5 protein-coding genes and 1 pseudogene are annotated in these 12,819 nt (G+C 62.0%); 1 reads left to right on the forward strand and 5 read right to left on the reverse strand.

The window, feature by feature from the left end; all coding sequences use genetic code 11:
- Window positions 1-245: 245 nt before the first annotated feature.
- Together ACR9Y2_RS01430 and ACR9Y2_RS01435 are read right to left on the reverse strand one after the other, a co-directional pair.
- A complete protein-coding gene (locus ACR9Y2_RS01430; protein ID WP_435039238.1) occupies window positions 246-1,904 on the reverse strand; it encodes an RHS repeat-associated core domain-containing protein in 1,659 nt (552 codons plus the stop codon).
- A gap of 1,065 nt (window positions 1,905-2,969) precedes the next feature.
- Window positions 2,970-4,802 (reverse strand): annotated as a pseudogene (locus ACR9Y2_RS01435) (InlB B-repeat-containing protein); the annotation flags it as partial.
- A 755-nt stretch (window positions 4,803-5,557) separates the two neighbouring features.
- Between ACR9Y2_RS01435 and ACR9Y2_RS01440 the strand changes: the two are divergent.
- Window positions 5,558-5,806, forward strand: a complete 249-nt coding sequence (locus tag ACR9Y2_RS01440) for a hypothetical protein (RefSeq protein ID WP_435039239.1) — start codon at window positions 5,558-5,560, stop codon at window positions 5,804-5,806.
- Between the two features lie 209 nt (window positions 5,807-6,015).
- Here the strand turns inward: ACR9Y2_RS01440 and ACR9Y2_RS01445 are convergent, their stop codons facing one another.
- The 3 genes from ACR9Y2_RS01445 to ACR9Y2_RS01455 form a co-directional block, all read right to left on the reverse strand.
- Window positions 6,016-8,775: an InlB B-repeat-containing protein gene (locus tag ACR9Y2_RS01445; protein ID WP_435039240.1), complete on the reverse strand. Its 2,760-nt coding sequence runs from the start codon at window positions 8,773-8,775 to the stop codon at window positions 6,016-6,018.
- Between the two features lie 370 nt (window positions 8,776-9,145).
- Window positions 9,146-9,880: a DUF3667 domain-containing protein gene (locus ACR9Y2_RS01450; protein ID WP_435039241.1), complete on the reverse strand. Its 735-nt coding sequence runs from the start codon at window positions 9,878-9,880 to the stop codon at window positions 9,146-9,148.
- A 95-nt stretch (window positions 9,881-9,975) separates the two neighbouring features.
- Window positions 9,976-12,675, reverse strand: a complete 2,700-nt coding sequence (locus ACR9Y2_RS01455; RefSeq protein ID WP_435039242.1) for a serine/threonine-protein kinase — start codon at window positions 12,673-12,675, stop codon at window positions 9,976-9,978.
- Between the last annotated feature and the right edge of the window lie 144 nt (window positions 12,676-12,819).

Here is a 12,819-nt window from a genome sequence, read left to right on the forward strand (position 1 = left end):
CCGATCACTCAGCACTTGCGCCGTCGATGCCGAAAATAGAGGAAACCGAATATCATAGTGGCGCAGAAGATGATGGCCAAGATGGTGTAGTCATTCCCGCTCACCGGTACTCGCTCTAGAACCCAACTCGATCCTCTTCGCACTGCTTGGGTCGGTGGCCAAAGAGTCAGCCTAGCGAGGATCACAAGATCAAGTCCGATTAGTGTCAAGAACCCGCATTGAACAAAGGTCCGCATTTCTCCTCGTCACTGGCGTGGCTTGTTCGCCTCGGGGGTTAACGGCACGGCGTAGCGCTTGTTCTCCAGAGTGCTCCTCGCGGCACCCGCGTAACCCGGCGCCGAGACGACAAGCCCCTGCATCAGGCGGTCAACATGTGCATCCCCTAAAAAGTTCGAAAGGAAACTACTCTCCTGGCCCACGTGGAGAAGTTGTTCGCCGTACTCGTGAACCCATGTGGGCGTCCACGATGTGAAACTGAAGGGCGGAACAGACGTTAGCCACGTGTCGGTGCTGATTGCATTGATATCGAACTGAGTTGTAGCAACTCCAGCAACAGTGCCAGAAACCCCTGCTACCCCACTAGGGAGCTTCTGGTCTGAGACAAAAATATTCAATGCATCGTCCTGAGAACCGCTGATCGCACCTGAAGCTGTAACCGCCCCAGGAGTTTCGGTACGCTCAACCTGGACGTTGGCCTTCCGGAGTGTCGCTTCAATTCTCTTCTGCTCCTTCTGCGCCTTCTCCTTTTGCGCAGGAGTCAATCCCTTGCCCTTGTTCGCCCGCGTGTCATAGATGATGTTCACTTTGACCTTGATTTTGCATTTCTCGTCGTCGGCGCAGGATTGCGGGACGTCCATACCATCGGGGTCAACGTATCGCAGAGGATTGTTTAGGGCATATGCGTATCGATTCCAAGTCTGCGAGTTGCTTGCCCTTGCACTAGCCATTAGAGGATCCGGCGTCGTAAACCTCCCCTGCGCTCCCGAGAAGTACCTCGCACCGAAATAATCGAGGCCCGTTTCGCTATCCGGTTCTTTGCCGGTGAATTTCATTCCGGTTGCTTGGTCAGGCTGACCAACTGTTGGCACAGACGAGTTGTATTCGGTTGCCTGGCGCCCACCGGTGCCCGCCAGCATCTCTTCGCCGAATGGCCAGTAGTCATACCGTTTTGCAACGCCGCCGTTCAGTACATGTCGAGTGGAGCCCAGATGGTCTGTCGCGAGGTACGACACACCTGGGGTTGTTGCCACCGACCCGTACTCGGCCGCCAACCGGCCAGTGGCATCGTAGACATAGGTCTCATTGCCTGGGATCGCGTCCCAGAAGATGCCGCTGAGCATCGCCGTGGTTCCGCCTTGTGCGGTCAATGTCACTTTCACGTGGCCGCCAACGGACCATACGGTATACAGGCCCCCACCGAACTGACTCAGCGACTTCGTTCCCAGAACGGCGCCAGACTCGTAGTTCGAAATCGCCACGGTCTGCAGACTGCCGGAATTGGCCCAGTCCACCACGTAGAGTGCGAGTTGGTGCAATCGTTTGTCAGTGATCTGGATATCGATGGTAATGCTGCTGGTGGATGTCCAGGCCGCGGCGATACGGCCACCACCCGTTGGCACTTCCAGCGCGCGAATGTCACTAGTGGATGCGCTCCAGGTCGTCAATGTTTGACCCGCCATCGTTACAGTCGCATACGCCGGCGTGTTTACGCCAGAGCCCGCCAAGTTATGTCCATGCGCGCCATAGACGCCGCGCCAGGTTCCCTGGGTCGTGGTATCCGTTTTCAGCGAGGAGGACTGAGTCCCGTACTGCCATGGCTCCTTCATCACCCGGCGGCCGTCGCCGTCAATCGTCCGCGACCACACGCGCTCCACCTTTCGCGATTCCCGGGTGAGATGGAACATGCGCCTCAGTGCCGCCAATTCCCCGGTTGCGGGCAGGTGCAGGCCTGGGTGCCACCTCCGCCACAGCGTGAATTAGAGCGGCGGTTTCGAACGGGCATTGAGCCGGGGCGGCCTTTGACGCAGGCGCCCCGGCCGGTCTCACTATGGCACCTGATAAGTCCCCACTTGCTGCCAGCCCGAATCCCGCTGCAGGGGATCCATGGTCCGCATGTATATCTTCTTCGCGCCCGACATGGGCGCCTTCAGCGTCAGGGGCAGGGCCAGGTTGGAGCTGAAGTCCGCGGCGATGCCGGCCACGGCGGCCGCGGTATTCACTGAGCACGCGCTGCTGTCCAACACATTCGAAGCCGTACCCGGCGCGACCGGTCCCAGGAAGAACCCGACGTCCGAGGAGTACATCCAGAAAGCGCCGCCGGCCCGGTCGTAGTGCACGAAACAGAAGGGCTGCCCGCCGCCAGTGGGGTCGGCCGCAACCAGGAACTGCTGCCACCCGAGCGGCAGGGAGCCCTGATTCCCGTAGGCATCCGAAGCGAACTTCGCCTGGAAGAGTGGAGTGGACGAGTTACCGGAGGCGGGCGTGACGGACAGCGTGGGCGCGGCCAGTGGTTGCATGGTCCAGACTCCGCGTTGCACCGTCCCCGTATCCGCGCCGCTGTCGTCGTAGGCGCGCAGGTAGACGTTGCGGGGGGCCGAAGACTTGAACACCAGCCGGAAATCGACCACCAAATGGCTGCCGAGTACGCTGGCTGACGAATTAAAGGTGTCGAGGGCACAGGTGGAGCCCTGTAGTGTGCCCGAGGGGGCATGCGCGGCGACGGGTCCGTGGAAGAAGCCATCCACGTCCGAGTAGACCCAGAAAGTATTGGCGTGCGCGTCGTAGTGAACGAGGCAGAAGGGCTGGCCGCCTCCGTCCGCGGCTGAGGCGATGAGCATCTGGACCCACGTCAAGGAACCGGATCCCTGGGTTCCACCAAAGAGCGCTGTGAAGGTCTGCGTACTGCCTGTACCAGAGGCCGGGGACACCGCGCCGACACTGACGCCGGCACTCGAGGTGACGAAATTGGCCTGCAGGTTCCGCGGGTTCGTCATGGAGAAGCTAGACGGATTGGAAGTTGTCGTGTAGCTACCTGTGAAGCCGGCGAAGGTATAACCTGAGGCTGGCGTGCCCGTCACCGTGACCACGGTGTTTGGAGCGTAAAACCCATCCACTGATGTCGGCAGTACCGCTATGGTCCCGCCTGCCTGAGGGGAGGCGTTCAGTGAAAGTTGATACTCGGTCTTGAATTCGGCGGTAAAGACGTCGGGGAACTCGGGCACAGTGATGGTGTGCGTGGCCGTACCAGCATCGCTCCACCCAAGGAAGCTCTGCCGAACTGTAGAGCTGGAGAACTGTGGGGTGGTCACGCCGAGGGTGTGGGTTGATTTGGGCTGCCAACTGAATGAATGAGGGGCGGTGTAGGCCTGTCCGTCCACGGTGACGGACAGGCCAGCGGGATAGGTGGTGACGACGTAGTCCGCTCCAGGGCACATATTGCGGATTGACAGCAGTTGGTAGCCGCTGAAAACGTCCGCGAAGCGGGGCACCGGGGCTGTTTCGCTTGACCTGTTCAGCGTAGAGAGGGGCACCAGTTGCAGGTTGACTGAGGCTGTCCCGAGTCCAACCGTATTGGCGGGATAGGAGATCCACAGCGGGAAGACGGCATTGTCCATCGCTCCAGGGTTGTTCTGGAGAACCTCCCAGACGGCCACGGCGTTGCCCTGCGTAATGGGGATGGCGGCGGCGGGAATGCCGTCGAGGATCTCAGTGGCTGTGACGGGCGCGAAGGCGCCACTGGCCGACGTGATGAGCCGCGCCTGCAACTGAGTTCCGGTATTCGGAGCCGGCACACCATTCGTGAAAGTCACCGGCACCGTGGCGACATAGAGCGTCGTCCCGGCAGGAAGATTGGAAAAGGCAGCCTGGAGCCGGCTGCCGAAATCGGCCAAGCCGGCCTTGTTCAGGTTGTTCGCCGCGGGGAAGTTCGGAGTGTAGAATCCGCTCTCTGAGTTATAGATCGAGCCCGGAGTGTTCTGGGCTGTGGGCGTGGGCGACGTCGAGGTATCGATGAACGCCGCTCCCGATCGCGGCAGCAGTGCGGTTCCGAAGTTCTTGCTGAACCTCAGCGTGGCGAAGCGCTGCTTCGAGGCGGAAACACAGTTGGGTAACTGGACGCCCATGGAGGCGGGCAACACGGTATCCGCCGTCGAATTCATGACGGCCGTGTTGACAGCCTTCTGGACGTACCCGATGGTCAACTGGCCAGTCAACAGCGTCAGCGGCAAGCTGTTCGTCATGTTGACGGTTGCATTGATCGAGTTGGGGATCATTGTGCTGGAAACACCGATATAGGAAGCGTCGACCCGGATATTCGTGAAGCGGAAGACGCGGACCGGTCCGGAGCCAGGGGGATCGAACGGGATGCCCTGGAACGTAATTGCGTTCGCGCCTAGAAGCTTCCCTTGATAGACATTCGGGCCGCTCACACCCGCCGTCCAACCGCACAGACTGACGTCGGTGGTACAAGGAACCAGATTGGCCGCCGACGGTTCGCCAATCAGCAGCAGAGACTCAGTGAGCACGCCTGTAATGCGACCCGTGTAGTACGTGGTGAAGAAGATCTGGAAGTCGACGACCGGCACGGGTAACCCGGCCGTGGTCGGGTTGCCGCCTGAGCAGGTGACCAGGATGTCGGCGGTCCGGGCTGTCATCTCGGTCGATCGCGCGGCGGGCACGGCGGATGCGTTGGCAGAACATTGAAGCGGAGGGAACTGAGCGAATGCCGGCGTTGCCAGGAGAACTAGCAACCCCGCCAGAACGCAGCTCCAAACGCTGACTTTCCCGGAGAATCTTATGTACATGAAGTGCCTTTTCTGGGACGGAGAAACCTCCGTAAGTTATGGAACCGGGTAAGTCCCCACCTGATTCCAGCCGGAGTCGATGCCTTATGCGTCGAGCGTTCGCATGAATAACTTCTGGGCCGCTCATGGGCGGCTTCACGGTGATGGGCAGCCAGAGGAACGATACGCCGGACTGAGTTTGTGATGTGCTGTATCGCGGATCCAGCATGCAGGCTGAACTATCGAGCGTGTTGGAAGACACGCCCGGCGGCACTGGGCCGGGGAAGAGCACCGCATCGCCGGCCGCAGCCAGGGTATCTATCTTATGGATCGGGCCGGGCCGCCCAGCGGAGGCGGAACAGGTGGGTGGGGTAGCCTGGGCCTGGCAGGGAGTCCAACTCAGCAGAAATAGAGATAAAATCCAGACGGAGCCGGAGGCGAGCGCAGAAAACGCCACTGGGTATCGAAACTGACCAGACACATTCCCCCCACAGGAATAGATAACTTTCACTCATCCGACAAGGCGGGGATGACCGAAGGACTAATATACTCCTATTGTGCGAATGCGCGTTGGTTCTGTGGTCTTACTTGCGGAATATTGGAGCGACTGGAGCGCAATGTACGTTTGCGTACATATTAATCCAGCGTGGGAATGGTGAACCAGGCGCCTGAGGCCATGAACACTCCCGTCCCTTGTTCCGAGATCCAGCGTCCCAATTACAATGTGATGGATGGCCGTACAGCGAACGGCGAGCGCGAGCATTCGGGAAACGCTATTGCGTTTGTTTTGGATAGCCTGCGGAATCGGCCTGATTTCGCTGGCCCTGTATGGGCGGGATCCCTCGGGCGTCGCCATCGCCCTTTGGCGTCGTGGCCTTGTGGCTATAGCCGGGGTTTTCTTCCTCTATTGTGGGTGTCTGTACTACCTGCCGTCGAGCCGCCGAAAGCGCGCGGTGTCGGACCGGCAACTCGACGAACTTGAGAAGGAACTGGACACTCTGGAGAAGCGGCCCAAAACGAAGTAGCGTTCGGTCCTATGGCGCGTTCCCGTCCCTGGAAGAACTGTTTGGCTGAACAGGGCGGGCGGCGCCGGATCGAGAAGGCGCACTCAGGGTTCGCGCAGGGATAGCGCCGCAGTTTTCGGAGTTGCGACGAGGCGCGGCTCAAGCCGCGAGCAGCATAAATGCCACCCCACAAAGGCCGGGCTATGAAGGCAATACTGGCAGGCCCTGAGTTATGGAACCTGGTAGGAACCAACCTGATTCCAACCGGAGTCGATGCCTAACGCGTCCAGGGTTCGCAGGTATAGTCTCTTGGGGCCGCTCATGGGCGGCTTCATAGTGATGGGCAGCCAGAGGAACGAGGCGCCGGACTGAGTTTGCGACGTGCTGTATCGCGTATCCAGCATGCAGGCTGAACTGTCGAGCGTGGTGGAAGACACGCCCGGCGCCACCGGGCCGAGGAAGAAGCCCACATCGGAGGAGTACATCCACAGTTGCTGGCCTGCCCTGTCGAAGTGGACGAAGCAGAAGGGTTGTCCGCCGCCTGTGCTGTCGGAAGCGATCAGGAACTGGGTCCACCCTTTGTTGAAGCCCAGAAACCCGGCCCGCTCGGAAAAGGACAAAGAGAATCCCTCGATCGACCGGTTGCCGAAATCGGGAGTGACATTCATATTTGCCGGCAATTGCGCCCACTGGCTCCAGGCGCCGCGCCGGATCCAGCCTGTATCGGAGGAATCGGTTTCCATCGCACGCAAATACACATTCCGGTCACCGGCCACTTTGGAGGATAGCTGCAGCGTGAGCTCCAGTGATTGCCCGCCTGCCAGGACGCTGGAGTTGGCGGTATTCAGCACGCAGTCTGATCCGCCCAGGTGAGTGGAGGCCACGCCGGGTTTGACAGGCCCCATGAAGAAGCCGTAGATGTCGGAATAGAGCCAGAACGCCGCGCCTACCGCGTCGTAGTGGACGAAGCAGAAGGGTTGGCCGCCCCCATCAGGAGACACGGCCACGAGTGCCTGCGCAAACAGGATCGACTTGTAGCTTTGGGCGGCCTGGAAGGTGGCCTTGAGGGTTGTGGACGGTCCAGACGTGAAAGTTGGCGTGACGCCGACCATGACGGGCGCCCTGCCGGTCTTCGTAAATTTCGCGGTTACGTTATAGGCCTTGGATATGTTGAGGGTCCGCGGATTCTGAGTGCCCGTCAGGTCACCCTCGAAACCGAGGAAGGTGTAACCGGGGTTCGGCACGGCCTGGAGTTGCACATTCGTATTCGCACCAGCGGAATAGTAGCCGTCCGGTGAGGCGGGCGTGGCCTGGATGGCGCCACCGATTGAAGGGATGGCCGCCAGATCCAAGCGGTATTGCGTGTTGAACAGCGCCGAGTACTGGGTGGGAGTGGCCGGTGCGACGATCGTGTGGGCAGGCGCGCCGCCATCACTCCAGGTCACACCCGTGCGACTGGTGCCGTCGGGGGACGGCTGTTGAAGAATCGCGTTGAGAGTGTGGGTGCTGCCGGGTTGCCAGTTGAAGTACGCAGGTGCGTTGTATTTAATTCCGTCCACTTCGAAGAGAGTCCCCATCCCGATCAGCGAGCCGACCCGATAGGGTCCCGTGGGACAGCCTTCCTGCAGGGTGAAGAGGGGCACTTCGGTCCCTTCGTCAGCAAACCTGGGGATGGGCGCCGTATCATGCGACGAATGGACGCCGGACACCGGGCCCAGATGCAGGCGTACCGTCGCCATGCCTCTGGACGAACCGTTGCCGGGATAAGAAATCCACATCGGAAACTGCGGCGTTTCGCCCGCCAATCCGTTTGTGGAAAGGACTTCCCAGACGGCAACGGCCGAGCCCTGGTTGACGGAGAGCGCGGCGGACGGAATGCCGCTGATGGTGGCCGCCACGGGCACCGGCGCAAACGCCCCCTGTTCCGAAGCCACGAGCCGTGCCTGGAATTGCCCTGCTCCGTTCGGGGAGGGGACTCCGCCTGAGAAGGTCACCGGCACTGTCGAGACGTAGAGGGTCACACCTTCCGGCAATCCGGAGAAGGTGGCCTGCAGGCGAGTGCCGAAATCCGCCAGGCCCGCGACATTCAGTTTGTTCACCGCCGGTAAAGCTGGCGCGTAGAAGAGCGACTGGGTTCCATAGGCGGTACCTGGCACATTCTGTGCGGCGGGTGCTGGGGCGGTTTCGGTATTCACATACGGTGCGATGGTTCGCGTCCGGAAGGCGCCATTCGCGCTCGATTGAAACCTCAGCGTCGCCAGAGGCCGCATGGAACTGCTCGTGCAGTTGGAAACCGGAAGGCCGGTCGTCTTATCGAGGGCCGCCGACCCGGTGGTGTCGGAGACGGCTGTGGTGAAAACGACCCCTGGCACACCCACGTCGAGGGTAGTGGCCAGCGTACCCGCCCCGCTCATCGAGATGGCGGCGCGTACCGCGTAGCTCCCCGGTTTGAGAGGCCCCAGCACCGAGGCATCGACCCGGATATTGGTGATCCGGAACTTTCGCGTCTTGCCGTCTCCGGGCGGATCCAGGGGGATTCCCTGGAAGGCGAGGGCATTCCGGTCGAGGACTCTGCCCTGGTAGACGTTGGCGTTTTTGGTCCCGCCTGTCCAATCGCAGACGAGCGGGTCGACCAGACAAGGCAACTGGCTGGCGGGCGCCGGATCGTCCACCAGCAGCAACGCTTCCGCCAGTGGTCCGGCGGTACGCATTGTCACATCCGTATTGAAATAGAGCTGGAGATCGACCTTGGGGACAGGTGCGCCGACGAGAGTTGGCGTCCCACCCGAGCAGGTAATGATCACGTCGCTGGCCGCAGCAGCGATTTCCGACTGGTGGATCGGGTAGGGCAGCCCAGCGGAGGCGGTACAGATGAGTGGGGTAGTTTGGGCCCGGCAGGGGGTCCAACCGAGCAGCAATAGGAATAAAATCCAGGCGGAGCCGGAGACGAGCGCGGAAAGCGCCGCCGGGTATTGACAGCGATTAGACAAAATCCCCCCACAGGAATAGGTATGTTTCAATCGGCCGAGAGGACGGGGATGACCGAAGAACTAATATACCCCGAGGCAATGAATGATCGCTCGTTCGGTGGTCTTACCTGCTGAATCTTTATGAATTTTCCTGCAGGCGGCGATGATGGACCTGCTGAATCTGGTGCGGCCGGTGGATTTCCTGGATTGCCAGAAGAGGCCATCGCATCGCTCACATATTGAATGGGTGCCTGGCTACGCCGGCATTCGGCGGTTGACCGATTCGCAAATCGGGGTCGCCGGCAGAGGAACAAGGAGCACGAAGGAAGCTCCACCGATTGGAAATCAACGACGGGGGCAACCGGACCCGCACTGGCTGCCCTGTGCCGAGTTAGCCCAGCCGGAGCGCCAGGAGGAGTGACGCTACCACCATGAGCGCTTCCGCGATTCCGATGGCGCAGAAGAGGAGCCAGGATTTGGCGAGGGTCTTCCAGAAGCCGTCACCGAAGAGGCGGCGGAGGGATAGGAACAGGTATCCAAACCCGATGGTGAGAATTAGCGTTGCTGCCGCTGCTCCGGGCAGGCGGGTCAAGGCTCCACTGAGGACGTAGTCGAAGCTGTAGTAGTGGAGGCCGAAGATGAGATGCGCGCCGAGATAAGGCTGGCGTTTGCGGTAGAGGCCGAGGCTGGCGGCCGCGAACAGGAGCAGGCTGAAATAGCGAATCCACAGGTATACAGATTGGATCTTCTTCTGGACATGCTCATCGACCAAGGCCGTTGTGGATTGTGGAGGAGAAGAGCCGACGTTGTACTGCGGCCCGCCGCTGCTGTCGCGTCCGACAAAGACCCTGAGGCCCATGGGTCCGGACGAACTGGGGGCTAAGAGAAGTTGGAGGGCGGAGATGACGAGGTAGAGGCGCAGGGGGCGGATCCACAGGCCGCGGCGGCCGGCCCAATATTCGGCGGTCAGCCGGCCTGGCTGGAGTAGCAGGGCGCGCAGTGTGCGCCAGATCTTGCCGTCGAGATGAGTGAACTCGTGCAGGAAATCGTGAGCCAGGTGACCGACTCCGAGGGCTCCGTCATGGAGGATCTCCTCTCCACAGTTAGAGCAATAACTGCCGCTCACGTGTGCAGCGCACGATGCGCATTGGTTGGTTTCGCTCATTCGATTGAAGAGAACGGTAACATAAACGAGCTTGGCTTGGAGATGCGTAGCAGGTGTCAGGAAATCCCGCTCCGCCGCAGACGTTCCTCCACGGCCGAGAGAAGTGCCGCTGTGCGCTGCGGCCAGCCCTGATACTGGTTCTTCAGAGGTTCCCCTAGCGCCTGCAACTTCGCATAGATTTGACTTGCGTGCCCCAGGGCCTGCCGCGCCTCACGAAGCCGCGCGATGCCGTCGCCATGTTCCGCCGCGGCCAGGCCGCCCAGACCCAGTTCAAAGTTCGCGCCGGCTTCGATGACCAGCCCGAGTGGTTCTCCCGGCGTGAGTGCCGCATACCGGGCGGCGGTGCGCACGGTCTCGCGGCGCCATTCCAACCCCGCAGCCCAATCGCCGGACCGCTCCGCGACGCGCGCCAGATTGATGACGGCCACCTTGCGGTAATCGAGACAAGCCAGGCTGTCGGAAGAACTGGTGTCCGAGAGGCGTAGCGCCGTCCTGAGATGTGCTGATGCCTCGGCCACGCGTCCGGTGCTCAAGACCAGCACCTCCGCATACTTGGCGTGGGCATGGATGGCGGAACAGGCGGCCTCGGGGTGCGCCGGATCGGTCTCCACGATGCGCTCGGCCGTGCGGATGGAATCGCGCAGCTTCCGCAGCGACTGCCCGGTCTGTTCCAAGGCCTGATAGCTGGTGCCCTGGGCCATCTGCGCGGACCTGAGGATGCGCAAGAGCTGGCGGTCGTTTGGATCGCCGCGGATCAAGGCGGCGGTTTCCTGCTCCAGGTGCTGGTAGAGGGGGATGGACTGCTGGTCGCGGCCCGCAAAGTTGTGAACGAGGCCGACCTGTTCGAGGGCGGTGAGGTAGCCCAGCCGGCAGGCTCGATCGGGCCCGCAGGCCTGCAGGCCACCCGAATACAACTGCAGCGCGGCCTGCGCCGAGGCCAATGCTTCGGCGTTGGGGCCGAGGCCGAGGGTGATGGCGCGTGCCAGGCGGCCCAGGGCCAGGGCCTGCTCTTCGCGCCACTCGTTGCCGTGCCGGACAGCCGAGCGGCCGATGCTCTCCACGGCACGCCGGGCGGCCTCGATCGACCGCTGGTCCCGGCCGCACCGTTCCTCGATTTCGGACAGCCCACGCCAGACCGCGGACGCGGCCAGTGCGGCGATGCCAGGATCGAGGCCGTCGAGCAGCGCGATCGCCCGCTGGGCCTGCAGGCGCGCCTGCCCATTCCTGCCCGAGAGGGAAAGGGCATTCGCGAGGCGCTCCAGGGAACTGGACAGCTCTACGCGGAGGGACGGATCCGTGGGGTTCCGTGAGAGCAAGTCTTCGAGGAGCGCCACCGATTTACGCAGATTGACGACAGCGCTGCTCTGATCACCGAGGTTCGCCACACGCCCGTAGCCTTGGACCTCCCCGACTCTGCGGTAAGCGAGGGCGGTCTCGCGGCGCAGCGCCTCGTCGCCGCCGGCGCCGGCCGCGATCTGATCGAGGTACTGGACGGCGTCGCTGGCCATCTTCGCGCGGAGGGCGGTGGAGCCGGGCATGGCGGTCAAGCGTTCCTGATACTCGAACATGGTGGACCGCGCGTAGCCCTTCATCTGTTCGAAGCGACGCTCCGCCAACTGCTTCTGAGAAAGAGTCGCCGCGCCGCCTGCGCCGAGGACGGCCAGCAGCACGCTCGCCATGGCCAGCGCCCAGGAGCGCCGCTGGGCAAACCGCCAGACGCGGTACCAGGCGGTACCTTGGCGGGCCTCGACGGGTTCACGCCGCAGGTGCCGCTCAATGTCGAGGGCGAACTGTTCCACCGACGTGTAGCGGTGGGCCGGATTCACTTCCAGCGCTTTGAGCACGATGCTGTCAAGATCACCGCTCAAGGCGGGCACCCAGTGGCTGGGCGCGGGACGGCCGGCCTGCGGCAAATGGCCTGTCAGCAGGCGGTGCAGCACTACGCCCAGCGAGTAAATGTCGCTCAAGGCATTCGCCGGCTGGCCCGCCAGTTGTTCGGGGCTGGCATAGGCAGGGGTCATCACGGCATGCGTTGCGCCACCCTCAGCGGTATCGAGACCAGGCCCGTGCTCCAACAAGCGGGCGATGCCGAAGTCGAGCACTTTCACCTCGCCGTCGCGAGTCACGAGGATGTTGGAGGGCTTGAGGTCACGGTGGACCACCATGTTCTGATGCGCATATTGGATCGCTGCGCAGATGTCCAGGAACACGGCCAGGATATCCCTGACGGGCCGGCCTTCCGCATAGTCGGTTAGCGGGATGCCGTCGACGTACTCCATAACGAGATACTGGCTGCCGTCGCCCGCCTCGCCGCCGTCCAGAAGACGGGTGATGTGCGGATGCTCGAGCAGGGCCAGAATCTGCCGCTCGCGCTGGAACAGCCGCTGCCGGCTCCTGCCGCCGAGTTGGGGGATGAGTTTGATGGCGACTTGCTTGTAATACGACTGATCATCGCGATGGGCGAGATAGACGCAGCCCATGCCGCCGCTGCCAATTTCCCGCACGATGCGGTAGGGGCCGATGCGCTCTGGCAGGTGTGGCCGGGTGTGCCGTCCCAACATGGGTTCGTTGCCGAACAGATCGACCGAGTCGGAGTAGTTCCTGGCGACGTGCAGCACGGCCTCGCGCAGTTTCGCATCTTCACCGCACTGCTCATCCAGGATGTCGGCCCAGGCCCCTTCGGACTCGTCCAACAGCCGGCCGGCCACGTCGCGAATACTCTTCCAGCGGTGTGAATTGACCCCATCCAACGGCATGCGAGGAAAAACGAATGCCCATCATCTTAGCAGCCGCCGAGGCATCAGGCTATTGCCGGCGTGTCATTTCCGGTGCTATTTGCGGATCGCGGTTATCCTCGTAACTCCAGTACCAGTACGCACATACCGCTGGCCACCAGACTT

Origin of the sequence: Paludibaculum fermentans (genome assembly GCF_051172195.1) — a bacterium.
In the GTDB taxonomy this organism is placed as follows: domain Bacteria; phylum Acidobacteriota; class Terriglobia; order Bryobacterales; family Bryobacteraceae; genus Paludibaculum; species Paludibaculum fermentans_A.